23 protein-coding genes are annotated in these 26,494 nt (G+C 34.6%); 19 read left to right on the top strand and 4 right to left on the bottom strand.

What is annotated here, in order from left to right; all coding sequences use genetic code 11:
- Positions 1–7: 7 nt before the first annotated feature.
- The 3 genes from VUJ46_RS01025 (at position 8) to VUJ46_RS01015 (ending at position 5,771) form a co-directional block, all read left to right on the top strand.
- The gene (locus tag VUJ46_RS01025; protein WP_326983161.1) at positions 8–2,260 is read left to right on the top strand and encodes a T9SS type B sorting domain-containing protein; all 2,253 of its coding nucleotides are present in this window, start codon (positions 8–10) and stop codon (positions 2,258–2,260) included.
- A 340-nt stretch (positions 2,261–2,600) separates the two neighbouring features.
- On the top strand, positions 2,601–4,961 hold the full coding sequence (locus VUJ46_RS01020; RefSeq protein WP_326983160.1) for a TonB-dependent receptor: 2,361 nt from the start codon (positions 2,601–2,603) through the stop codon (positions 4,959–4,961).
- Positions 4,962–4,964: 3 nt separating this feature from the next.
- Positions 4,965–5,771, top strand: a complete 807-nt coding sequence (locus VUJ46_RS01015; RefSeq protein ID WP_326983159.1) for a DUF4249 domain-containing protein — start codon at positions 4,965–4,967, stop codon at positions 5,769–5,771.
- A 1,341-nt stretch (positions 5,772–7,112) separates the two neighbouring features.
- On the opposite strand, the gene VUJ46_RS01010 is transcribed toward VUJ46_RS01015, so the two are convergent.
- The 3 genes from VUJ46_RS01010 to VUJ46_RS01000 all read right to left on the bottom strand — a co-directional run bounded on the left by VUJ46_RS01010 (position 7,113) and on the right by VUJ46_RS01000 (position 9,231).
- Positions 7,113–7,514 carry a transposase gene (locus VUJ46_RS01010; protein WP_326985132.1) on the bottom strand — a complete coding sequence of 134 codons (402 nt, stop codon included), beginning with the start codon at positions 7,512–7,514 and terminating at the stop codon, positions 7,113–7,115.
- On the bottom strand, positions 7,396–8,313 hold the full coding sequence (locus tag VUJ46_RS01005; protein WP_326983158.1) for a transposase: 918 nt from the start codon (positions 8,311–8,313) through the stop codon (positions 7,396–7,398). Before VUJ46_RS01005 ends, VUJ46_RS01010 begins: the two co-directional genes overlap by 119 nt.
- 117 nt (positions 8,314–8,430) lie before the next feature.
- Entirely contained in the window at positions 8,431–9,231 is an 801-nt protein-coding gene (locus tag VUJ46_RS01000) for an HAD family hydrolase (RefSeq protein ID WP_326983157.1), read from the bottom strand.
- A gap of 359 nt (positions 9,232–9,590) precedes the next feature.
- Here VUJ46_RS01000 and VUJ46_RS00995 point away from each other — a divergent pair, with 359 nt between their 5' ends.
- The 16 genes from VUJ46_RS00995 to VUJ46_RS00920 all read left to right on the top strand — a co-directional run bounded on the left by VUJ46_RS00995 (position 9,591) and on the right by VUJ46_RS00920 (position 25,373).
- Positions 9,591–9,947, top strand: coding sequence for a hypothetical protein (locus tag VUJ46_RS00995; RefSeq protein WP_326983156.1), 357 nt, complete (start codon positions 9,591–9,593; stop codon positions 9,945–9,947).
- Between the two features lie 102 nt (positions 9,948–10,049).
- Complete coding sequence (locus VUJ46_RS00990) at positions 10,050–10,652, top strand: hypothetical protein (RefSeq protein ID WP_326983155.1); 603 nt, start codon at positions 10,050–10,052, stop codon at positions 10,650–10,652.
- A gap of 40 nt (positions 10,653–10,692) precedes the next feature.
- Positions 10,693–11,517, top strand: coding sequence for a hypothetical protein (locus VUJ46_RS00985; protein WP_326983154.1), 825 nt, complete (start codon positions 10,693–10,695; stop codon positions 11,515–11,517).
- 13 nt (positions 11,518–11,530) lie between these two features.
- Positions 11,531–12,001 carry a DUF4280 domain-containing protein gene (locus VUJ46_RS00980; protein WP_326983153.1) on the top strand — a complete coding sequence of 157 codons (471 nt, stop codon included), beginning with the start codon at positions 11,531–11,533 and terminating at the stop codon, positions 11,999–12,001.
- A 6-nt stretch (positions 12,002–12,007) separates the two neighbouring features.
- Positions 12,008–14,893, top strand: a complete 2,886-nt coding sequence (locus VUJ46_RS00975; protein WP_326983152.1) for a hypothetical protein — start codon at positions 12,008–12,010, stop codon at positions 14,891–14,893.
- Positions 14,894–14,896: 3 nt separating this feature from the next.
- Positions 14,897–15,844: a hypothetical protein gene (locus tag VUJ46_RS00970; protein WP_326983151.1), complete on the top strand. Its 948-nt coding sequence runs from the start codon at positions 14,897–14,899 to the stop codon at positions 15,842–15,844.
- A gap of 16 nt (positions 15,845–15,860) precedes the next feature.
- Positions 15,861–16,817: a hypothetical protein gene (locus tag VUJ46_RS00965; protein WP_326983150.1), complete on the top strand. Its 957-nt coding sequence runs from the start codon at positions 15,861–15,863 to the stop codon at positions 16,815–16,817.
- A gap of 16 nt (positions 16,818–16,833) precedes the next feature.
- Positions 16,834–18,978, top strand: a complete 2,145-nt coding sequence (locus VUJ46_RS00960) for a hypothetical protein (RefSeq protein ID WP_326983149.1) — start codon at positions 16,834–16,836, stop codon at positions 18,976–18,978.
- Between the two features lie 22 nt (positions 18,979–19,000).
- Positions 19,001–19,933 (top strand): hypothetical protein, encoded by a 933-nt coding sequence (locus tag VUJ46_RS00955; RefSeq protein ID WP_326983148.1) that lies wholly within the window; start codon positions 19,001–19,003, stop codon positions 19,931–19,933.
- The gene (locus VUJ46_RS00950) at positions 19,930–20,358 is read left to right on the top strand and encodes a hypothetical protein (RefSeq protein WP_326983147.1); all 429 of its coding nucleotides are present in this window, start codon (positions 19,930–19,932) and stop codon (positions 20,356–20,358) included. The genes VUJ46_RS00955 and VUJ46_RS00950 overlap by 4 nt, the downstream gene beginning before the upstream one ends.
- A gap of 186 nt (positions 20,359–20,544) precedes the next feature.
- Positions 20,545–21,501, top strand: coding sequence for a hypothetical protein (locus VUJ46_RS00945; RefSeq protein WP_326983146.1), 957 nt, complete (start codon positions 20,545–20,547; stop codon positions 21,499–21,501).
- A gap of 16 nt (positions 21,502–21,517) precedes the next feature.
- Positions 21,518–22,474, top strand: coding sequence for a hypothetical protein (locus tag VUJ46_RS00940; RefSeq protein WP_326983145.1), 957 nt, complete (start codon positions 21,518–21,520; stop codon positions 22,472–22,474).
- A gap of 16 nt (positions 22,475–22,490) precedes the next feature.
- Positions 22,491–22,877: a hypothetical protein gene (locus VUJ46_RS00935; protein ID WP_326983144.1), complete on the top strand. Its 387-nt coding sequence runs from the start codon at positions 22,491–22,493 to the stop codon at positions 22,875–22,877.
- Complete coding sequence (locus VUJ46_RS00930) at positions 22,852–23,442, top strand: hypothetical protein (protein ID WP_326983143.1); 591 nt, start codon at positions 22,852–22,854, stop codon at positions 23,440–23,442. The genes VUJ46_RS00935 and VUJ46_RS00930 overlap by 26 nt, the downstream gene beginning before the upstream one ends.
- A gap of 16 nt (positions 23,443–23,458) precedes the next feature.
- Complete coding sequence (locus tag VUJ46_RS00925) at positions 23,459–24,406, top strand: hypothetical protein (RefSeq protein ID WP_326983142.1); 948 nt, start codon at positions 23,459–23,461, stop codon at positions 24,404–24,406.
- 16 nt (positions 24,407–24,422) lie between these two features.
- Positions 24,423–25,373: a hypothetical protein gene (locus VUJ46_RS00920; RefSeq protein WP_326983141.1), complete on the top strand. Its 951-nt coding sequence runs from the start codon at positions 24,423–24,425 to the stop codon at positions 25,371–25,373.
- Between the two features lie 189 nt (positions 25,374–25,562).
- On the opposite strand, the gene VUJ46_RS00915 is transcribed toward VUJ46_RS00920, so the two are convergent.
- Positions 25,563–26,435, bottom strand: a complete 873-nt coding sequence (locus VUJ46_RS00915; protein ID WP_326983140.1) for an AraC family transcriptional regulator — start codon at positions 26,433–26,435, stop codon at positions 25,563–25,565.
- Between the last annotated feature and the right edge of the window lie 59 nt (positions 26,436–26,494).

The following is a 26,494-nucleotide window of genomic DNA, read 5'->3' as shown; positions in this document are numbered from 1 at the left end:
TTATATCATGAAGAAGTTTTTAGTTACAGGTTTTGTTGCGCTTCTGGCTCTTTGTCATCACGTACAAGCTCAGTCTTATCAGCTTTCCGGAAATCCGGTGAATACCGCAGGCTGGAGCTTAGTTCCTTCTGCTACGGTAAATACAGATTTTATACAGCTTACGGCAGACCAGATCAGTCAGGTAGGAGGAATTAAGCTTGATGATCCTATAAATCTTAAATACTGCGATAAATGGAAAGTAGAGTTTGATTTCCGAATAGACGGAAACGGAACCACCAGCTACGGACGAGGCGACGGTTTTGCATTCTGGTATCTGGCCAATCCGCCGGCATCGTATGTTCAGGGTGGAGGCTTGGGAATTCCGAGCAATGCGAGTGGGCTGATGGTAGCATTCGACATATTCAACAACAGTTCGGAAGGCCAGATGAGCAAAGTCCATGTATTGTACGGAACCAATAATCTTCCAGCCGGAAATAATAATATTGAATACAATAATACTCCCAACAGCAGCTTTCACACTCCCGATCTTATTTCGACGATTCCTTTTGTCGGAAGCACCTACAGGCATGTTGAGGTAAACGGAGAAGTGGATCCTAATAATATTGCGAATTGGATCATTACTATTAAAATTGATAATAATACAGTTGTTAATCAATCTTTTGCCCCTTCCGGCGGAGCAGCGACAATGACACAAGGATATTTCGGATTTTCAGCTTCTACAGGGGCGGCAAGTGCGAGACATTCCATTAAGAATGTAAAAGTATATGTTGATAAAGTTCCTTTGCTTCAGGAAACGGTGACGCCTTCAGAGACTTGTCCCAATGCACTGACAGGTGTTGTGACAACAGATTTAACCTCATTTACGTCTCAGTTTGTCAATAATCCAGCAAATTACACCTTTGCCTATGTGGTGAACGGAACTCCGGTTACCAATCCGGCTAATTATCAGTTTTCGGCAAACACTACCGTGAATGTGATTGTAAAAGACAACAGCGGAACATTTTGTGACAACCCTGATGCGAAGATTATTTTGACACCTCAACCTGTGAATAAGACCGATGTGACCTTATTCAGCTGTCCGATGAATGGCCAGGCTGTTTTTGATCTTACACAGGCCAATGTGACGACCCAGACCAACGTTACCAAACAATATTACAGAACACTTGCAGATTTAAATGCAGGAACCAATGAAATTACCAATCCGGCCACCTTTTCATCTGTGGAAGGAGAGGTCTATGTTAAAATAAATACGTCTACAGGCTGTACAGCGATTGCTAAAATTACATTGAAACACTATCCGGTTCCGACTGTCAATGATGTGACGATCAGAACCTGTTTCAATATGAATAATGTTTCTACAGGAACTTTTAATCTTACCGTTGCGGCAGTAACTACGGAAACAGGGATTACCAAGAAATACTTCACGAATTACAATGATGCACTTGCAGAAATCAATGAAATTACCAATCCTCTGGCTTATATTTCTGCCAACGGAGCTGCTTATATCAAAGTAATCAACAGCAATGGATGCGGAAGTATCGCTAAGGTAACACTCAACGTCATTCCGCCAGTCTACTCCACCATCCTGAAAGATCAGATTATCTGTATTGAAAATACAACAACTTTGGACGCAGGAAGTGGATTTACCTCTTATTTATGGAGTACCGGAGCGACCACGCAGAGCATCACCAATATTGGCGTAGGAACCTATTGGGTGGATCTTAAAACCGGAGACTGTATTTTGAGACAGGAAGTAAAAGTGATCCCTTCGGAATCTCCTGTTATTAAAGAAATACACTTGGAAGGAAATACAGCTGCAGTTGAAGTGAAAGGCGGAAGAGCACCTTACCAGTATTCATTAGATGGAATTAAATGGCAGGAATCGAATGTCTTCTCCAACTTAATAAGAGGTGAAAATACATTTTACGTAAAAGATTTCTACAACTGTGATCCTGTAGTGGTGACTGTTACGGTTCCGAATTTAGTGAATGTAATCACTCCAAACGGCGACGGATACAATGATACCATCAATTATTCAGAATTAGGATACAAGAAAAATTTATCATTCACTATCTATGACCGATATGGAAATAAAATTTTTGAAGGAACTTCTTTTAATAATTACACTTGGGACGGAACTATTCAGGGAAGAAAAGTACCTACCCAAACGTACTGGTACCATTTAACCTGGGATGAACCGTCAAAAGATAAACCTCAGATCAAATTTACAGGTTGGATTTTGATGAAGAATAGAGATTGATGAGGATGGAGGATGGAAGCCAGGAAGTGATGATCGTGATAAGAGACAAACCTTCCCTTAATTCAGAACTTTCCTAAACTTACATCCTCCAGCTTCAGACTCCCAACCACAAAAAAGTCTTTAAACGTAATGTTTAAAGACTTTTTTTCTTCTGTAAACAATATTTTGCTTCAACCTACGATAATATACTGTACCACATTAAAAACTTTAACCAGTTTACTCTAATTACCCTTAAAAATATAAGGCTGAACAGCAAAAATTCACTTTGTGTTCATGTAAATTGGTCTAAAGAAAATTAAATTTAATATTTTCAGATTTTCATCACATTAAACACCTATAAATGCAGACATTATCCTTGAAAATTGCCACTTCCGCGGCAGCAATTTGTTTTAGCACAATCGTTTTTGCGCAACAAAAGTACTCGGTAAGCGGCACTGTAAAAGATAAAAAAAATGGAGAATTACTCATTGGCGTCACCATAAGAGTCGCTGAAGATCCCACGATCTCCGTGGTTGCCAATGAGTATGGTTTCTACTCCTTATCAGTACCAAAAGGAACATACACGCTGATTGTTTCCAATCCGGGTTACAAAGATTTTCAACAAAGCATCTATGTTGAAGATAATATTAAGCAAAACCTCGAACTGAATTCCGGCGAGGAAGAAACCGAACAAAAAGTAGAGGAAAGAACAGGAAAAATTGATGAAGTTGTGATTTCCGGCGTTAAAAAAGATAAAAACCTGACCTCCGCACAAATGGGAACGGAAACATTAAGCATCAAAAACATCGAAAAACTACCCGTTTTGTTTGGTGAAAAAGATGTTATGAAAACCATTCAATTATTGCCGGGAATTAAAAGTAACGGCGAAGGAAGCAGCGGTTTCAGTGTAAGAGGAGGTGCATCCGACCAAAATTTAATATTGCTTGATGAAGCTCCTGTTTATAATGCATCACACTTATTGGGATTCTTCAGCACCTTCAACAGTGATGCTTTGAAAGATGCGAGTATCATCAAAGGAAACAGCCCGGCACAATACGGAGGACGGCTTTCGTCCGTGATGGACGTTAAAATGAAGGACGGAAACAATAAAGATTATAACGTCAATGGAGGAATTGGTTTAATCAGCAGCCGATTGAGCGTAGAAGGTCCTATTCAAAAGGAAAAATCATCTTTCATCGTTTCAGGAAGGAGAACGTATGCCGATTTATTTTTAAAATCGACGGACGATTTCAAAGACAGCAAGCTTTACTTTTATGATTTAAATTTAAAGGCCAATTATCAGATCAATGATAACAACCGCCTTTATTTATCAGGATATTTCGGAAGAGATGTTTTGGGATTAGGCGATACTTTTTCAACCGATTGGGGAAATACGACGGCAACGCTTCGTTGGAATAGCATCATCAACAGTAAATTATTCTCAAACACCTCATTTATTTACAGCAATTACAACTATAATGTGAGTTTAACCAGCAATGATAACACGTTTGGGCTGGATTCTCAGATCGAAGACTGGAATTTAAAACAGGATTTCACGTGGTTTGCGGGAAATAAGCATTCGGTTCGTTTTGGTTTGCAGTCTATTTATCATACCATAACACCGAGCAGTGCTTCAGGAACCAGCGTCAGCAGTTTTCCGAGAAACCCGAGATATTCATGGGAAAATGCGCTTTATATGAATGATGATTTTAAAGCGACAGAAAAGCTGACCGTTAATTATGGATTAAGGCTTTCCATGTTCAGTGTTTTGGGTGGCGATACCTTCAACACGTATGAAAATGGTAATCTGATCGGCTCTGAGTTTTTGGAAAAAGGGAAATTCGGGAAAACGTATGTGAATTTAGAACCGAGAATTAGTGCCAATTACAGAATAAATGAAGTAAGCAGCGTAAAAGGAGGCTATTCCAGAAACACACAAAATCTTCATTTATTGAGCAACAGTGGTAGCGGAAACCCTACCGACCAGTGGATTGGGAGCAGCTACAGCGTAAAGCCTGAAATTGCAGACCAGGTAAGTGTTGGTTACAGCAGAAACTTCAGCAATAATAATTATGAATTGAATGCTGAAGTGTATTATAAATCCATGCAAAATCAAATTGATTTTAAAAACGGAGCCCAGATTTCATTTGATACAGCAGCCGATGTGGAAAGTGAACTGCTTTTCGGAAAAGGAAGAGCCTACGGTCTCGAATTGATCGCTAAAAAGAAAAGTGGCAAGCTGACAGGATGGATTTCATATACTTTATCTAAAACCGAAAGAAAAATCGACGGCATCAATGATAACGACTGGTACAATGCCAGACAGGACAAAACCCACGACCTTTCTATTGTGGCCACCTATCAACTGAATCCAAAATGGTCTTTCTCAGGATTATTCCTTTACAGCACAGGAAATGCCGTGACTTTCCCAACCGGAAAATACGAACTGAACGGGCAAACCGTTTTCCAGTACAGCAACAGAAATGCTGACCGTATGCCAGCTTATCACAGAATGGATCTGAGTGCCACCTACGAACCGAGTGTAGGTTCCAACAAACGTTTTAAAGGATCTTGGTCGTTCGGTATTTACAATGTGTACGGAAGAGAAAATGCCTACACCATTACCTTTGAAGATAATCCTGACAAGCCGGGAACGACCCGCGCCATGCAGACTTCCCTATTCCGTTGGGTACCGAACATCACTTATAATTTCAAATTTTAATTCATGAAAAATATATTCTTAATCATATTATCACTTTTTTTATTGACCTCTTGTGAAAAGGAAATCGATCTCGACCTTAAAGATCAGAGCGGACAAATTGTTATCGAAGGAAATGTAACTGACCAGGCAGGACCTTATTTTGTGAAAATCACTAAGTCTGTAGCATTTACTAATGCTAATCAGTATCCTGTCATTGCTGATGCTGAGGTAGTTTTAAGTGACAATTCAGGACAAACCGAAACTTTACAATATGTTGGGAACGGAACCTATCAAACCTCAACTTTTGTGGGACAGTCCGGAAAAATTTATACTTTAAAAATCACTGCGGAAGGACAGCAATACACGGCACAAAGTACAATGCCTGATGCTGTAGATTTTGAAGATCTTGAACAGGATTCTTTTGCAGTCGGCGGCGAAACGAGCTATACACTTTTACCCATTTTTACAGATCCTCCGGCTTTAGGAAACCGTTATCTGTTCAGTTATACCGTCAATAACAATCCTAAAAAGTTTTTTTCTGAATTTTCTGATAACGTCAACAACGGAATGCCGAATCAGAGACCTCTGATTCTTCCAAACGACGATAAGGAAGTAGATGACATCAAAGTAGTTGTGGGCGACACCATTCATGTGGAAATGCAGTGTATCGACCAAAGTGTATACACCTACTACTCTGCTCTGCTGCAACTTTCGGGAGGTGGACCTGGCGGAGGTGTGACTCCAACTAATCCGCCAAGCAATATCAGCAATGGTGCATTAGGCTATTTCTCAGCCCATACAGTTCGAACAAGAAGCACCGTAATACAGTAAAAATATCAAAGGCTATTTCTATATGAAGTAGCCTTTTTTGTTCTATATCATCTATGGGAAAAAATCCGTGCATTCGTAGCAGATTTTTAATGCTATCGAACGCTAAGTTTATTATTTTATGATGTCGAAAATTCTTCGATCGCAAGGGCGTTCTACTCAGCAAATGATAGCAACTTATGATATGAACTTATAAATTGAACACTAAGGTCTCGAAGATTTTTATTACTAAATGTCTTAAGTTTCACAAAGCCGTTCTACTTATAAAAGCTCACCAAGATGTGTCAAAAGTTTATCAAAAAAATTAACGGTATCATCTGCGAAAATCTGTGATCTGCGGGAAATAAAACTCGTGCATTCGTGGCCACAATATGCAGCCCTCAATTTTATCAAAGATAAAATCCTTGCGCCTTAAAAACATAAAGTATTAAAAAAATCTTTGCGGCTTTGCGAAAAGCCAACAGAAACAGCCCCACCCACGAAAATCCTATCAATCTGTGGGAAATAAAAAATTCGTGCATTCGTGGCGATAATATGCAGCCCTCCATTTTATCAAAGATAAAATCCTTGCGCCTTAAAAACATAAAGCATTAAAAAATACCTTTGCGACTTTGCGAAAAGCCAACAGAAACAGCCCCACCCAAGAAAATCCTATCAATCTGTGGAAAATAAAAAATTCGTGCATTCGTGGCGATAATATGCAGCCCTCAATTTTATCTTTGATAAAATCCTTGCGACTTAAAAACATAAAGTATTAAAAAAATCTTTGCGGCTTTGCGAAAAGCCAACAGAAACAGCCCCACCCACGAAAATCCTATCAATCTGTGGGAAATAAAAAATTCGTGCATTCGTGGCGATAATATGCAGCCCTCAATTTTATCAAAGATAAAATCCTTGCGCCTTAAAAACATAAAGCATTAAAAAATACCTTTGCGACTTTGCGAAAAGCCAACAGAAACAGCCCCACCCAAGAAAATCCTATCAATCTGTGGAAAATAAAAAATTCGTGCATTCGTGGCGATAATATGCAGCCCTCAATTTTATCTTTGATAAAATCCTTGCGACTTAAAAACATAAAGCATTAAAAAATACCTTTGCGACTTTGCGAAAAGCCAACAGAAACAGCCCCACCCACGAAAATCCTATCAATCTGTGGGAAATAAAATTCGTGCATTCGTGGCTAAAATTTAATTAGTCGCTCCTTAAAAAGCTGTTTTTTGACTTTGAAAATTATATTTGCCTAAAAAGATTCGGAGAACAAGTTCGAGCCAAAGAAGAATTTGTTGTTTGATTTGATTCAATCTCATCTTCAAATTGTATCCAATCCCTGCTAATAATGCATTATTAATATCTCCAGCCACTCCTTTCAGGAAGTTTAATCCTAAGGAGTGGTTTCTTTTTAATGAGAGATATACAAGGTTCTATGGCTGCTCTTGCCCGGAATCTTAATCTGGCTACTTGTTGCCCATATTTTGTTTTTTCTTTTTTTGCGGGAAGCAAAATTGCTGTTCCTTCCACTTCTTTGATTCCTTTAAATCCTCTGTCTGTAGTGGCTTTCGTAGGTCTTGTTCCGCCAACGGATTTTCTTACCCTCTCACTCTGTGCCAATGATTCTTCAAGAGTTTTACTATCGTGAGGATTGCCAGAAAATCTCTTTACCGAGCTGATGATCCCTGTTTTCCGACCTCTTACTACTGCTACTTTTGTCCCAAACTCGTATGCTTTTCCCGATTTTCCTTTCGCAATACACGCAACTTGTGGCTCGTGAAGACTGTAAAATTTTATCTTTCGTGGTACGTTCTTGGGTGAGTGCTTTAAGGTAAATTTTAAAAACGTCTTCGTAGCCTTTCAAAACATCTTTAGGAAGTTTTCTTTCCAATTCCCGAAGAACTCTTTTACCAATCGTCCTGAGCTTTTTCCTCGCCATTTTTGCCTTCTTCTGTCTTCTGGGATGATGTCCAAAAAAAGCGTCCCGCAATAATTGTTTGCTCACTCTTCTGTAGCTTTGTCTTTGTACAACGCTCTCTTTTTCTGCTATTTTTCTACAATTGTCGATTACTTTTTTTGCTAATTTGGCATCGGTAGGAAAGGTAATGTTCTTCTCCTGAACCGTCGTATCTACCTGAACTTCATCTTCTGTTTTGGCTTTGGGATGGAGAGAAACGCTTTGTCCCAAAAGAAATTCCAAACCCTTATCTCCAATTCTTTTTCTGAAGTGTACAAAATTGCTCGGATCGAAAGGCTGCTCTGTCTGGGAAAAGGTTTCTCCGGTAAAATATTGCCAATACGCATTCTCAATCCATCTCTCTATTACACTTTCATCACTTTCTTTAAACATTTCCTTGAGCAAAAGCATTCCTGCTATTTTACGGATAGCAATAGAAGGTCTTCCGTTTTCTGAAAATAATTTCTCAAACTCTGACTCCATTTTATCCCAGGAAATCTCCCCAGCTAATTTTACCACCGGATGCTCCATATTAATAAGCTCCGTAAGCCTGGTCTTGAATAAATTCTGCTGTAAATCCTCTCTTATTTTGCCTAACATTTTGCCACTTTTTATATCCTAAAAATACAATTTATTGCAATTTTTTACAACGATTTTTTACGAAATATAAGTGCATAAAACTGATAATCAAAATATTACTTGGTTTTTAAGGAATGACTAATTACTTTTCAGATATTCTTTAATTGTTTCCAGCACCCCAAAATTGTCATTCGAGCAAGCTTCAAATTGGGCAGCTTTCTTCACGGAAGGATGCGCATTCTTCATTGCATACGAATATTTTGAGTTTTCAAGCATCTGAATATCATTCATATAATCACCAAAAGCCATGGTCTCCTCAGGGGTAATGTTCAGGGATTTCTGAAGTTTCTCTAACGCAATACCTTTATTGATATTTTTATTCATAATATCCAGCCAGTACTGTCCGGAAACAACGACCTCCAGATCGTATTTTTCAAATGCTCTGGCAACGGGATATACATTGTCTTCCGAACCTTCAGGATGGTAAATTGCAATTTTAAAGATGCTGTCGTCTACAGGCTCTGTCAGGTCTTCTCTTCTTTCATTATCGGTGTAAAACTGGGAAATATAATCGATAAAATCCTGATTATCCGTTTCCACATACGCTTTTTTCTTCCCGGACAAAACAGCCGTTGCCCCCGGAATATGACGGATAGCTCTGATAATTTCAGCAATATACTGCTGATCCAGCTGATCCGCGAAAAGCTCCTCATTTTTATAAATAACATATCCCCCATTTTCAGCAATGAAAGCCATTTCGTTCTCAATAGCCCCGAAATATTTAGTGATGCCCAACATTTGTCTGCCACTCGCAGGAACAAAGAGGATATTTCTTTTTTTCAGTTCTTCATAGATTTCAGGAAATTCCGGACTTACTTCGTGGGAAGAGTTCAGAAAAGTGCCATCCATATCCGTTACAATCATTTTAATATCTTTCATAATGCTGTTCAGTGAAAATAAATTGAAATTTAAGGTAAAACTACTTAATTCATTTTTAAAATTGTGTCTTTTGAAAGTGTTTTATGAATTTTTTAGGTTTAATTTTTACGTTTAAACATAAAATTTTATCATGAAAGAGCTTTATTTGAAGTACAAAATTTGCTTACCATTCCATCACCATACTAAGAAAAACAAACTCAAAATCACTTAGAAATCTTCTGTAAACGATTCCAACAGGAATTATTTTTAAACAAAATTTTTATTTATTTAGATATCATTAATTTGAGAAATAATTTGTAACATTGTAAGAAGATAATTGATTTTCCGATCTCAATTAATCTTCGATAAAAACACACAACATGATGACAAACAAAACCATACCTCTCAAGGATCATATTCTTTCCCCCAATTTCAGAGGGCTCAGATCCCGTAATTATGCTACCACAATAAAATATTTTGATGCAGCAAACACCTCAGTTTCCAAAAGAATAGACTATACGATTAATATCCTTTTGACTTCCAAAGAAAACAGATATCTGTTGAATATTGATAAAAAGCATTTTTGGTTTAACAGGCATCAGCCCGATTTAATCAATGAGCGTATTGCCGAAGATCTGGCTAAAACGATTCATCCTGTTCAGGTAGGAACAGATGAAAAAGGAAATTATTCCGGGATTACCAATTTCAATGAAATCACGAACGGCCGATGGCACTGAAATAAATTTTCTGCCACCCAAAAATATACCACGCCTATTGCAAAGTCTTTTTACGAAGCGTTTGAACGGAATCTTGAAGACCGAAAAACCTTTGAAAAGAGTATGGAATATGACTGGTTCTGGAATTTATTCTTTCATCCCCTTTACGTTAACTACAGTTCGCTTCACAAGGTAGAAACTGAACTTTCACTGGCCGTTGTTCCCTATAAAAACCCGGTAAAATTCAAAGGGATACAAGAAATTAACCCGGAAATTACCCGCTATCACTCGGTACAAATTCAATTCAAATCTTTTAAAATTAAAGCAGCAGAATATTTTATACCAAAAAATTCGGGCATGAAGACAGACGATTTCTTTATGAAAGTGCACGTTTTCTTCGATCTGGATGTTTTCCATCTTTTCCCAATGCATATCAGAGCCTATTTTGAGGTATACACAAAAGATTCTGAGGGCAAAGAAACTCCTGTCAGGCGAATTGAATTTACACAATACCAGCAGAATACTGAAAAAAACAAAACCGCTCCCGCCGAAAAAAGAAGTCCTTTTCTGGTATATGATGAGGACGAAGACGAGGATGAGGAAATCTATAAAACCTACGACGGGGTGAACTATACCCGCCAACAATGGATAGATTTCGAGAATGCACAATATAAAATCTATATGGAAAAGAAGAAGAAAAAAGGATTTTGGGATTTCTTCGGATAAACCACATCAACAAAAAAATTAATCATAAAAACAGACACAGATGATCGCAAAATATTATTTACAAAACCTATGTGACTTTTATTCATACGATTATGAGGATTGTATCAGAAGAATTACTTATTTCGATTCTTTTGAGCTGTATCATACCTTTGAAGGATTTTGTCTTCATTTTAATAGGGCTGAAAATACATTAGTATTCATGGATCCCTACGGAAACAAATGGATATATACCGGAAAAGATGACACCGAATATGAGTGTGAACAATATCATTATAAAATAGTTTTCCTTTCTGGAGCTACGCTTTATGACAATGGTTTTCATATTAAACATACCCAGACGGCTGAAGAAATTTTTAATATTGCCGCAAGATATTTTTCACGATTTATAAAAAATAAGGTCAATATCTTTACCAATCCTTACAACGAAATCTATCCGTCATTCCCTATTGAACTGTTCAGCCCTTTAGCTCATTTAAGGTACAGATCTCCTATTATAGTACAACATGCGGAGGCCGGAAATAATTTTTTAGACTATTGTTTCAAGATGAGAAATAAGGAAACCAAAGCGAGCCTTATCGAAAATTACAGCTTGGGAAGTTATATCAACTTTACTGACGACTCCGGAAACTCCTGGATGCATACTGAGCATGGAAATGCCTCTTTTGTTATCATTAATGAATCTGAACATGAATCTTTTACCCTTAATAAAGGAGAAATGCGCTATAATGAGGAAAATGATACTTATCATTTTTTTATGACCACCAAGGAAGGGGTCTACAGGAAAGCACTAGATTATTTTTCAAATTATATAGAAAATGCTTTTGCAAACTATCATATTGATCCGACTCAACTTATAACAAATTAAAACACAATATACAATGGCATTGAAAGAAAAAATCGTACAGGGCGCCATCTGCAGCTGCATGTTCGGTAAAACGACCGATCGGCTGAAGGTGCTTACCCACAATAAATACTACCTCAACGATCATCAGGGAAAAAGCAAGCTGGCCGCCACCCACAAAGATATAGGCACCACCTTTGAAAAAAATTCATTCGGAAACTGCTCAAAGATGAATAATAATCCCTGCACTGCATCTGTAACCTCATGGAGTAACTACTACGAAAAGGTGCTTTATGATCCGCCCAAGGGATATATTTTAACCGAGGACAGTAAAGCGACCTGCCCCATCGGAGGTAAAGACTGCATCAGTATTCTGAGATCAGGGCAGACGGCAGAACCTAGCAAACAGAATTTCAATAATGCAGATGAAGAACTGCTGCAGCATATTCTTCCTGTTGTTAATATGAAAAATTTTGAGAAAAAGCCACAAAACAAATCCGAAATATAAATTACAATGCCCAGAGGAATTCTTAATATTAAACTAAAGCCATCCAAATCGTACACGATTCGTGATGCGTATATTGAAATCTCAAATATCAATACCGATATAGAAGCTTATATCGACAAGGAATGCATGAGCCGTGAAGCGGTAGATTATCAAGGAAATTTCCCTGCCGTAAAATGGATTGTGGTAGAAGAAATTATCTGGAATAAAATGGTAGCGGAGTATAATAAAGAAAATAAAACCAACACCTACGGCAATGAGGATATATTTTCGAAGATCCAGCCTTACATCCTCTTCTCTTTTTCGGGGAATACCGTACACTTCAACCTTGATATGATTTCAAATGAGCTTACCGCAGGAAACATTTATCTGCTGATGCCCTACACCTATTATCCGGAAAGAAAATTTGCCAGTCAGAACCTACAACTGGTGTATATCAAAGCTCCGCACATCAGATATGCGTATATCAAACCGCCTTCAGCGAATGAGGCTGATTTTCCGCCGGGCTATAATAGTAAGCTGCATCTGTACGGGATGTCCGCTAAGGTGAATATCAGCAATCATTTATTGCCGGATTTCAGGAAACAGGCCATCGACAGTACCAAAACCTGCAATATACGGGGAGAAGTATTTTTTATGAACGAAGATAACGAAGAGGTGGTTCTCGACTCCTTTATGGAGACGATCGATGCCACATCTTACAATTCATACAAGGAATTTGATCTCTTTATTAATCCGGAATGGAGAGACCTGGGAACACACCAAAAGCCTAACCAGTCTCAGAAATATTATATCAAACTACAGGCCTATATCACCAATCGCGATTTTTCAGTAGCGCAAAATCCTGAACTTAATAATCCCGTCGACTATGAAACCCGATTAAAGGATATGCTCGTTTCCGGAACGTACAATACCTACACCGATTTTCAGCAGTGGAGAATGTTCAATGCCCAGACAGGACAATGGGAAGATCTGCCAATGCAGCCTTTTATTGAGGTAAGGTTTGATACCATGGAGATGATCTATCGAAGAATTGAAATTGAGAAAACCAATATGATACAGTATATTGGGGATATTAAATATCTTCATAAAGAAAATGATCCTTGTGGATATTCTAAGATAACCATACAGGATGATGATGAAGAACGCGATAAATTTATTCTTTTTAATGAAGATGCAACCGATAAAATAATAGATAAAACTGATAATGTATTTGCTATAATTGCGGGAGATAAAACAAGAAACATTACTATTGTTTTATATAATCTTAAGACAAAAGGAGTCTTTTGTCAGGGCTTACTATTAGAGGATGGTCAAAAGCATGATGATAAGAAAAATGTCTTTCAGGTAGATAAAGTTTTTGCTGCTAAAAGAGGTAAAAATGGATATTATACTGAAAAAGATAATACGCACCAAGAGCAACTCAAAAATGCAGGTCTATATTCTGACTCCAGAAAAAATGAAAATGATTATGATGTCATAAAAACTGATCAATCTTATAACCCGTCACAAGCTCAAAAATGGACGGAAGGAATTGATTACGAATTTGAAAGTGATCATAGATTAAAATTAATGCTTCATTATTTTTATAATAAAACTTATGAAAGTGCTTTACAAAAAATTTTAGGATATACTGTAGATGCCATACATTCAACAGCATATATGAATATGCAGTCTACTGCTTGGGTCGCCAGATATATCTTTATGAAGGAGGCGCATAAACAATCTTATTTTGTTCCAATTTCTACTTGCCGCTATCCCAATCAAATTGCAAAAATTGAGGTGTATCCGGACTTTGAATGGTGGATTAATGTGAAGTACGAAACAGATTCTCCTCTCGCAGTAGCACAAGCAACTAATTATCAAAAAAGACTTTTTACTACAGAGAGAAATCAAAATCAAAGAGTAGAAGGTGCAAGGCGTAGCGAACATAGTAAAAACTGGAAACTTCGGGATAAGAAATATGAATTGGGGATTGATGCTGGGTACAAATTGAATGGAGAGGAACATTCTCTTTCTCTAGGTGATGGCTTTCCTCTTTTTCAAGCCATTAGTTTTTTTCTGAAAACTTACGAATTAGTGAGAGCCCTTTCATTTGCTGATGAAGCAGAAGATACAGAACAAAGTATTGGCATTGGTACCGAAAGGGCATCTGACGGAAGGGAACCTGAGAGAAGAATGACCCAAAGATGGAGACAAAGAAAAGCAAAAAATCTCCCATTCAGAGTCGAACTTTCTATGCCTAGTTTTAGCGGGGGAATTTATGGAAAGTTTACCCAAAGCAAAAAAATGCCAAACAATATTGGCTCGTTTTATAACTTGGCATTTGCCGCGAAACCATTATTTGCTGTTAAAGGGGAGTTGGATCTGTTGTATTATGCACAATTTATAGGACCGATTGGGCAGGCAATGCATAGAATTTCCCAAGTCGTAAAAAAAGTAAATTATCTGACTTTGGGCGCTGTGCGAATTGATTATTTTATATACATAGGATTTACAGTTGATGTGAATGTAGAATTAAAGGCATTAGAATATCACAGTATAGACGGTTGGGATGGCGGTGAAATTCAGGTTGATCTGCCAATAACTATATATATCAGGTCGGGAATTGACATCAATGTAAGCATACAAGGGGTCGGTAGTGGTAAAGCAGAAGGTAAAATAGAAGGCGAAATGAAGCTTGAATCCAGAATAACCTATGATAAGAGAGAAAATAAAGGTCCGGCACTCCTTAAATTTAATGGATTGAGTGCAAAAATTTGGGTAAAATTGAAAGCTTCGACAAATAATTCAGATGAAGAATCTTCAGAACCAGATGAAGAACCAGATTATATACGTTCAATTATAGATCCGAAAGATCCATGGGAAATAAATATTTTTAACAAAGATAATTAGAATATGAAAAATATAACATTTTATTTACTCTTGATAACTTCATTAATCAATTGTCAAAAAAAAGAACAAGCAAACAACACAAAAGCAATGGAAATAGTAAACAAAATACCCTCCGAAAAGAGAATTACTTACGCAGTTCATGTGAATGCACTAACCCCTTATGAACTTTATTTAGATGATATTCTTATTGATCGATTTTATGAGGATAATATGAACAATACAACAGAGCTGAACCCTTATCTCTTAGAAAACGGAAAACACAAGCTTAAAATAAGATATTTGCCTACAGTAAACGATATGTTTTCTAAGAAAGGATTATTGGATCCAAGAGATATTTATACAAGAGAAGACAGTCGCTGGCATATATTTTTTGTAAAACTGAATAAAGATCCAAATGCTGTTTTGGGATATACTAATGAAATCGATTATGGAGGCAGTGAACTTAAAATCATCCCACCACCTTCACAAGTTCCATATTGGGAACAGGAATGGGAATTAGACATAAAAGATTTGCCTTATAAATTGAAAGGTTGGAGTGAAAGCGAAGATTTATCTAAAATGGATAAAGATCAATTAAGAAAAGAGGTGGTTACCTTTTTTGAACAACAAAGAAATTTATTGAATGAAGGAAAAGTTAATGATTACCTAAAATTAGGAATAAAAAAAGATGAAGAAGTAATTGTTGCTACGTATGGTGAAGATTTAGAATATTATACATCTCAAGAAAGAAAAGATAATTTATTAAGAGCAAAAGGTCATATGCTTCCCTTAGAAAATTATGAAATGGTATTATACGCTGGCGATAAATTGGTTTCTTTAGAAGTACCTAATGGAAAATATCGAAGATGGTCAGCTTTAATGAGTAAAAGTGATAAAGGAAGAATGAGTGCTTGGGGAGTAAAATTACACAAACCAAAAGGCTCTAAAGATTTTGAAATCATCAGAAAATAATCTTCAAAAAACACTGATGAGAAAAATTAGATTTTATTTACTCTTAATAGTTTTACTAATTAACTACCAGGAGAATAAATCACAAAGTATCAATAAAAAAGCATTTGAAATCGTAAAGAAAATACCTGCTGAAAAAAGAATTACTTACGCAGTGCATGTAAATGCATTAACCCCCTATGAACTTTATTTAGATGATATATTGATCGATTACTTTTATGAGGATAATATGAACAATACAACAGAGCTTAATCCTTATCTGTTAGAAAACGGAAAACACAAACTGAAAATAAGATATCTGCCTACAGTAGACGATATTTTTTCTAAAAAAGGGTTGCTAGATCCAAGAGATATTTATACAAGAGAAGACAGTCGCTGGCATGTTTTTTTTGTAAAATTAAATAAAGATCCAAATGTTCCTTTGGGATATACTAATGAAATCGATTATGGAGGCAGTGAACTTAAAATCATCCCACCACCTTCACAAGTTCCTTATTGGGAACAGGAATGGGAATTAGACATAAAAGATTTACCGTATAAATTAAAAGGATGGAGTGAAAGCGAAGATTTATCTAAAATGGATAAAAAGAATTTAGAAAAAGAAGTTTTAACGAAATATAATGAATTCAGCAAGATGTTAAATGAAGGAAAGATTGACGAATACTTAAATCTTGGCAAAAATAAAAACTATGAACTGGATATTTGTACATATACAACGGCTGAACAATCTCAAACTGACTACGAAGAAAATAAATCAAAGATGTCAAAATTATGTGTTAATAATATGCAGCCGTTTAACAATTATGTAATGAAATTGTATGCAAACGGAAGATTAGTTTCTTTGGAAATTCCTGATGGAAAATACAAAAGCTGGTCTGCATTAATGAGTAAAACCCCAAAAGGAAGGGTGACAAGTTGGGGAGTAAAGCTCCACAAACCAAAAGGTTCTAAAGATTTTGAAATCATTAGAAAGTAATCTTCAAAAAACACCTATGAGAAAAAATAGATTTTATTTACTCTTAATAGTTTTACTAATTAACTACCAGGAGAATAAATCACAAATTATCAATAAAAAAGCATTTGGAATAGTCAGCAACATACCCGCCGAAAAGAGAGTTACTTACGCAGTGCATGTAAATGCCTTAACGCCTTATGAATTATATCTGGATGATATATTGATCGATTACTTTTATGAGGATAATATGAACAATACAACAGAGCTTAATCCTTATCTGTTAGAAAACGGAAAACACAAACTGAAAATAAGATATCTGCCTACATTAAAAGATATGTTTTCTAAGAAAGGGTTGCTTGATCCAAGAGATATTTACACAAGGGAAGACAGTCGCTGGCATGTGTTTTTTGTTAAACTGAATAAAGATCCTAATGTACCTTTGGGTTACACTAATGAAATTGATTATGGAAGCAGTGAGTTAAAAATTATCCCTCCCCCTTCACAAGTTCCTTATTGGGAACAGGAATGGGAACTTGATATAAAAGATTTGCCCTATAAGCTAAAAGGTTGGAGTGAAAGCGAAGATTTATCTAAAATGGATAAAGATCAATTAAAAAAAGAGGTGGTTACCTTTTTTGAACAACAAAGAAATTTATTGAATGAAGGAAAAGTTGATGATTACCTAAAATTAGGAATAAAAAAATATGAAACCGTAACAGTGGCGCAAGTACAAAAACTGACCCCGGCTGACTATACAATTGACGAAGCTTCGGACAGTATTACCCTAAATTTAAAATATAATTATAATAAATCGTACAGTAACGAAATAGCACGTTATCTTTTAAAAGAACAAAATTATCTTTCCGGAGGTATTCTTAATGACAATATTAAAAACCTTTGGGTCGTACGATATTTGCTAAGTTGGGTAAAAAGTGAACCATTGGAACAGACGTATTTTGTCCCTGTGACGACCTGCAGATATCCCAATCAAATGGCAAAAATCCGAGTATTTCCGGATATGAAATGGGTGCTTAACTTTAATTATAATATTGATACTCCTATTTATTACAAAGCTTCAACGGCATTAGAAACTTACTACAGCGGTTATAATGAAGGTACTATTCGTGATGCGGATGGAAATGAACGCCCCATCGTTACAGCTAACAGTACAAGAAGAGGTGAAATTATCGACAGCAATATCACCAATATGCTACAACGAAATACCGGAAGACTGACAAGCTTTGGACTTTCAGTAGAATGTGAAGTAAGCGGACAAGATGATGTAATCAATATTGGAAAAGATTTTGCCGAGAAATACAGACAGATGTTATCGCCTTTTTTTCGTGTAATTAATTTTTTAGACGGAGCACTTGGAGTTACAGAGGCGCGTACTGAGCGAAATAATCAGAGGATAGCACCATCAACAAGCAGAGGTTTTTTAGAAAGATTAAATAAATATCCTTGGAGTTTTGAGCTGAAGTCTCCGAGTTTAGGAGTAGGCCTCGGAATAGGATATGCAAGTTCAAAAAATGGAACTATTACTTACGAATTAGATGGAAGGCTAATTGCAGATCCTTTGATTGGTGCAGAGGTGAGAATTGATATTCTTGCTTTAGGAAGTAAATTTAAACCATGGGGAGCAATTATAGATGCCTTGAATATAGCCTCGTGGCTTACTAATGTAATAAGCGGAGGTGATGTAGAATTGAAATATGATCTTTATTTTCAGTTATCTGCTCAAATAAATCTAGTAGGAACAGGTACTAAGGATGGAGAAACAAAGCCGGCCAATATCACTTATAATTTTGCTGATAAGAAGTATGAGGGAGATATAGCCTTACAGGGCATTTTGGAAGGAGATTTTGTAGCAAGTATTAGTTTAGAAATTTATGTTAAAAAGAAAAATAGAAGAAGTTTTGAAGCACAATATTCAAATGAAGAGGACAAAAAAAAAGCAGCAAAATTTGGATTAAGTGTAGAAGGTAAATCCTTTGTGACTTTAAGTATTGGAAAAAACTTTGGTGAAGAAGATAACTGGGATTCAGATTTTTACTTTAGTGGATTTACATTAAAGGTAATTTTTAATGCGGGAATTGAAAAAAAGCAGCCAGAACCATTACAAATTATACCAAAAATTGATGCAACAATAGATGTATTAAAAGGAAAATTTGAAATAAAATAAATTTAAACTTAATTTAATTATTATGAAAACAATTATTTATATAGGTCTTTTAATTTTTTTAATACTAACAGGTTGTTATAATAAAAAAAATGATGAAATTAAAAAAAACAAGAATATGAAATCTACAAGCAAAGAGTATTACTTAAATCACAAATTTGGAAATCTAAATTATGAAATATATGTAAATGACATATTAGTTGGTAATTCCAATAAAGGTAATGGTGTACCTGGTCCGTATGAAATTAATCCTTACATTTTCTCATCAGGAAGTCAAAAAATACGCATTCAATTATCTGCTCCAGCAGAACTGGAAAAAAAACATCTATCAGATAAAGATATTGAAAATTTAAAAGGTAAAACTTTTATCTCATTACTTGAAAATGAAAATTTCGACAATATATCAATTATAAAAGAAATTAATTTTTCAATATTAAATGATACAAGATCTTATGTTGAGCAAGAATGGAATTTTGATGCACAAGCGGTAGACGGCATAAATAATTTAGATAATTCTCAAGATCTAACGAAAATTGATAAAGAAAAATTTCAAAAAGAAGTTCTCGCAAAATATGAACAACTTAGAACATTATTAAATAGTGGAAATGGAAAAGCCTTTATAAATGAAATGGAAAAGCCAATAAAAGTCATTTTTAAAACCGAATATATGCCTGAGAATGAACAAGCAGAATATAAAAATAATCTTGAGAAACATTTTGATTCTCATAAAGGAACAATGAATCCAATTACAAACTTTAACATTAAGATTATGGGTAATGGTAGAGCTGTCGCGTTAGAATATAAAACAGGAAAAATGCAAGGTCTTGGTATACTTTCATCTGAGGATATTCCAAATCACACAATGAATATAAATTATATTATTTTACATAAACCAATAGGTTCAGATAAGTTTGAAATTTTCAGATACAACTGTTCATTTACTCAATTAGAAAAATGATTAAACAGATAATTTTCATAGGCTTAAGTGTAATGTTTTTATCTACTTGTGCACAAAACAAAACAGAAACATTACGATTTGAAAAGTATAAGTATAAATCAGGGATGAAGAAAACCTATTATGCTGATTTCAATTTCAAAGGTGATTTTGAAATTATATTTAACGGTCTTTCTCTCAAAAGAAATAAAAGTATGGGAGTTTCTAATGGGCTAGAATATCTAAATCCATTCATCGAAAAATACGGAAAACAATCAATATCACTGATTTTAAAACCTTTATCGGGAAAAATCCCACCTGATGAAGTTAAAAATTATTATATCGATATTGTTTATACAGATAATGGTGAGCCAGCTCCTGTTCATAAGGTTATGAGGTGTTCATTTCCTGCAATTAATCGACCTACGGATTCCTTAGTATATACTTGAACATTTGAAGCAGAGGTACCTTTTGAGCTAAATACTCTTGCCAATGTAAAAAATTTATCTCAGGAAGATCAAATATATTCTTTTAGAAGAAATAGTAGAAAAATATAAAACTGTTCATAATTTAATTAATGATGGAAAAATTAATGAGTATATGAACTTGTATAAATTAATCTTCAAAAAACACCTATGAGAAAAAATAGATTTTATTTACTCTTATTAGTTTTATTAATTAACTGCCAGGAGAATAAATCACAAAGTGTCAATAAAAAGGCATTTGAAATCGTAAACAAAATACCCGCTGAAAAAAGAATTAGTTACGCTGTACATGTAAATGCACTAACCCCTTATGAACTTTATTTAGATGATATATTGATCGATTTTTTTTATGAGGATAATATGAACAATACAACAGAGCTTAATCCTTATCTCTTAGAAAACGGAAAACACAAACTGAAAATAAGATATCTGCCTACAGTAAAAGATATGTTTTCTAAGAAAGGGTTGCTTGATCCAAGAGATATTTACACAAGGGAAGACAGTCGCTGGCATGTGTTTTTTGTTAAACTGAATAAAGATCCTAATGTACCTTTGGGTTACACTAATGAAATTGATTATGGAAGCAGTGAGTTAAAAATTATCCCTCCCCCTTCACAAGTTCCTTATTGGGAACAGGAATGGGAACTTGATATAAAAGATTTGCCCTATAAGCTAAAAGGTTGGAGTGAAAGCGAAGATTTATCTAAAATGGATAAAGATCAATTAAAAAAAGAGGTTGTTGCCTATTATGAAAAACAAAGAAATTTATTAAATAATGGAAGTATTAATGAATTTCTAAAATTAAGTAGTAAGCAAGATGAAGAACTTGATATTTGTACTTATACAACTCCCGAACAATCTCGAATTGATTATGATGAGAATGTAGAGCTAATGTCAAAACTCTGTCCTAATAATATGCAGCCGATGGATAATTATACAATGAAATTATATGCAAATGGCAAGTTAGTATCGTTAGAAATTCCTAATGGAAAATATAAAAGTTGGTCTGCCTTAATGAGTAAAACTCCAAAAGGAAGAGTAAATGAGTGGTCAATAAAGTTACACAAACCAAAGGGTTCTAAAGATTTTGAAATCATCAGAAAGTAATCTTCAAAAAACACCTATGAGAAAAAATAGATTTTATTTACTCTTATTAGTTTTATTAATTAACTGCCAGGAGAATAAATCACAAAGTGTCAATAAAAAGGCATTTGAAATCGTAAACAAAATACCCGCTGAAAAAAGAATTAGTTACGCTGTACATGTAAATGCACTAACCCCTTATGAACTTTATTTAGATGATATATTGATCGATTTTTTTTATGAGGATAATATGAATAATACAACAGAGCTTAATCCTTATCTCTTAGAAAATGGAAAACATAAGCTTAAAATAAGATATCTGCCTACAGTAAAAGATATGTTTTCTAAGAAAGGACTATTAGATCCAAGAGATATTTACACAAGAGAAGACAGTCGTTGGCACGTATTTTTTGTAAAATTAAATAAAGATCCAAATGCTGTTTTGGGATATACTAATGAAATTGATTATGGAGGTAGTGAACTTAAAATCATCCCACCACCTTCACAAGTTCCTTATTGGGAACAGGAATGGGAATTAGACATAAAAGATTTACCGTATAAATTAAAAGGATGGAGTGAAAGCGAAGATTTATCTAAAGTGGATAAAGATCAATTAAAAAAGGAGGTGGTTGCTTTTTTCGAACAGCAAAGAAATTTACTAAATACCGATAAAATTGAAGAATATCTTAATCTCACTAAAACTAAAAATGAAGAGTTGGATATCTGTACATATATAACTGCTGAACAATCTAAAATTGATTATCAAGAAAATATAGAGCTTATGTCAAAACTTTGTCCCAATAACATGCAACCAATTAATAATTATGAAATGAGATTGTTTGCTAATGGTAAACTAGTTACTTTGCTAATCCCAAGTGGAAAATTAAAAAATTGGTCAGCTTTAATGAGTATAACCCCAAAAGGTAGAAAAAATTACTACCGTATTTTACTCCATAAACCCAAAGGTTCTAAAGATTTTGAAATCATCAGAAAGTAATCTTCAAAAAACACCTATGAGAAAAAATAGATTTTATTTACTCTTATTAGTTTTATTAATTAACTGCCAGGAGAATAAATCACAAAGTGTCAATAAAAAGGCATTTGAAATCGTAAACAAAATACCCGCTGAAAAAAGAATTAGTTACGCTGTACATGTAAATGCACTAACCCCTTATGAACTTTATTTAGATGATATATTGATCGATTTTTTTTATGAGGATAATATGAACAATACAACAGAGCTTAATCCTTATCTCTTAGAAAACGGAAAACACAAACTGAAAATAAGATATTTGCCTACGGTAAAAGATATGTTCTCTAAGAAAGGCTTGCTTGATCCAAGAGATATTTACACAAGGGAAGACAGTCGCTGGCATGTTTTTTTTTGTAAAATTAAATAAAGATCCAAATGTTCCTTTGGGTTACACTAATGAAATTGATTATGGAAGCAGTGAGTTAAAAATTGTCCCTCCCCCCTCACAAGTTCCATACTGGGAACAAGAGTGGGATTTAGAAATAAAAGATTTACCTTATAAATTAAAAGGATGGAGCGAAAGTGAAGATTTATCTAAAATGGATAAAGATCAATTAAAAAAAGAGGTTGTTGCTTTTTTCGAACAACAGAGAAATTTATTGAATGAAGGAAAAGTTGATGATTATCTAAAATTAGGACTAAAAAAAGATGAAGAAGTAATTGTTGCTACCTATGGTGAAGATTTAGAATACTATACATCTCAAAAAAGAAAAGATAATTTATTAAGAGCAAAAGATCATATGTTGCCCTTAGAAAAGTATAAAGTGTCATTGTACGCAAATGGAAAATTGGTTTCTTTAGAAATTTCTGACGGAAAGTATCGAAGCTGGTCAGCTTTAATGAGTAAAAGTGATAAGGGAGGAATGAGTGGTTGGGGTATAAAACTCCACAAACCAAAAGGTTCTAAAGATTTTGAAATCATCAGAAAGTAATCTTCAAAAAATACTTATGAGAAAGATTACATATTATTTATTACTGTTCGCTTCATTAGTTAATTGTCAAGAAAAAGAACAAACGAAAAACACAAAAGCAATGGAAATAGTAAACAAAATACCCGCTGAAAAAAGAATCAGTTACGCAGTACATGTAAATGCCTTAACGCCTTATGAACTTTATTTAGATGATATATTGATCGATTTTTTTTATGAGGATAATATGAACAATACAACAGAGCTTAATCCTTATCTGTTAGAAAACGGAAAACACAAACTGAAAATAAGATATCTGCCTACAGTAAAAGATATGTTTTCTAAGAAAGGACTATTAGATCCAAGAGATATTTACACAAGGGAAGACAGTCGCTGGCATGTTTTTTTTGTAAAATTAAATAAAGATCCAAATGTTCCTTTGGGTTACACTAATGAAATTGATTATGGAAGCAGTGAGTTAAAAATTGTCCCTCCCCCCTCACAAGTTCCATACTGGGAACAAGAGTGGGATTTAGAAATAAAAGATTTACCTTATAAATTAAAAGGATGGAGCGAAAGTGAAGATTTATCTAAAATGGATAAAGATCAATTAAAAAAAGAGGTTGTTGCTTTTTTCGAACAACAGAGAAATTTATTGAATGAAGGAAAAGTTGATGATTATCTAAAATTAGGACTAAAAAAAGATGAAGAAATAATTGTTGCTACCTATGGTGAAGATTTAGAATATTATACGTCTCAAGAAAGAAAAGATAACTTATTAAGAGCAAAAGATCATATGTTACCCTTAGAAAATTTTGAAATGGTATTATACGCTGATGGTAGATTGGTTTCTTTAGAAATACCTGATGGAAAATATCGAAGATGGTCAGCTTTAATGAGTAAAAGTGATAAAGGAGGAATGAGTGATTGGCCAATAAAACTTCACAAACCAAAAGGTTCTAAAGATTTTGAAATCATCAGAAAGTAATCTTCAAAAAACACCAATGAGAAAAATTAGATTTTATTTACTCTTATTAGTTTTATTAATTAACTGTCAGGAGAATAAATCACAAAGTGTCAATAAAAAGGCATTTGAAATCGTAAACAAAATACCCGCTGAAAAAAGAATCAGCTACGCAGTGCATGTAAATGCACTAACCCCATATGAACTTTATTTAGATGATATATTGATCGATTTCTTTTATGAGGATAATATGAATAATACAACAGAGCTTAATCCTTATCTCTTAGAAAATGGAAAGCACAAACTGAAAATAAGATATCTGCCTACTGTAGATGATATTTTTTCTAAAAAAGGGTTGCTAGATCCAAGAGATATCTATACAAGGGAAGACAGTCGCTGGCATGTTTTTTTTGTAAAATTAAATAAAGATCCAAATGTTCCTTTGGGATATACTAATGAAATCGATTATGGAGGCAGTGAACTTAAAATCATCCCACCACCTTCACAAGTTCCTTATTGGGAACAGGAATGGGAATTAGACATAAAAGATTTACCGTATAAATTAAAAGGATGGAGTGAAAGTGAAGATTTATCTAAAAAGGATAAAGATAAATTAAAAAAAGAGGTTGTTGCTTTTTTCGAACAACAGAGAAATTTATTGAATGAAGGAAAAGTTGATGATTATCTAAAATTAGGACTAAAAAAAGATGAAGAAGTAATTGTTGCTACCTATGGTGAAGATTTAGAATATTATACGTCTCAAGAAAGAAAAGATAATTTATTAAGAGCAAAAGATCATATGTTACCCTTAGAAAATTTTGAAATGGTATTATACGCTTATGGTAGATTGGTTTCTTTAGAAATACCTGATGGAAAATATCGAAGATGGTCAGCTTTAATGAGTAAAAATGATAAAGGAAAGATGAGTGCTTGGGGTATAAAAATCCACAAACCAAAGGGTTCTAAAGATTTTGAAATCATCAGAAAGTAATCTTCAAAAAACACCTATGAGAAAAAATAGATTTTATTTACTCTTAATAGTTTTATTAATTAACTGCCAGGAGAATAAATCACAAAGCATCAATAAAAAGGGATTTGAAATCGTAAACAAAATACCCGCTGAAAAAAGAATTAGTTATGCTATCCATATAGGTTCCTTTACGCCTTATGCTTAAAAAAGTTATTCAATGAAAAAATTAAACTCTTTTCTGTACTGCGAAGGGCTTTTCTTCATGTATTCCTTAAATGTTTTATTGAAATAACTGAAATTATTAAACCCGGATTCAAAACTGACCTCGGTGATGCTCAAAGGCTTTTCAGCAAGGAGTTTCAGGGAGTGCGTGATACGGTATTCATTGACGAACTGAGTGAACGTTTTATTGGTGATCTTTTTGAAATACCGACAAAAAGACGGCACTTTCATATTCGCCAGATCTGCCACCTCATCCAGTGTGATCTGCTCTTTAAAATGGTCTTTAACATAATTAAAGATCAGGTTAATCCTGTCATTATCTTCCACCTGCGTTTGGAGATAATATTTTCCGGCATTTAGAATTCTATAATCCTGTGTGGTAGCTAATGCATCAAGTATTTCAATAAATTTCACGAGTCGGTCCAACGAGGAAGATTCGTGCATTTCTACGATTTTTTTTCCGATAGATTTTTTGATGTTTTCACTGAAAACAATTCCCGCTTTTGCTTTTTCCAACAAATTGGCAATTCTGTGCATTTCAGGAAGTTCCCAAATACCTTCACCTAAAAAATCAGGTTTGAACTGGATCACCATTTCGTAATCGTTATTGGTATTTTCATTCGTCATTCCGCAATGTGGGAGGTTGCTTCCCATCATCACCAGATCGCCTTCCGTAAAATAGGAAATATTACTCCCGATTTGCCTTTTTCCCGAACCTCCGCATACGAAAATAAGTTCCACTTCCGGATGATAATGCCAGACGTGAGATTTTATATTGTCATTTTTAAGAAATTTCAGACTGGTGAAACTGCTTCCGATATTAGGTTTTATCGCTTCAAAGGCCGGATTGGAATGTTTCATAACTAAAGAAATAAATTCATGCACAAAATTAACAATTAATTCAAAATAAAACAACTGTT

Source organism: Chryseobacterium sp. MYb264, from assembly GCF_035974275.1.
GTDB lineage: Bacteria > Bacteroidota > Bacteroidia > Flavobacteriales > Weeksellaceae > Chryseobacterium.
This window is presented reverse-complemented; position numbering and strand designations above follow the sequence as displayed.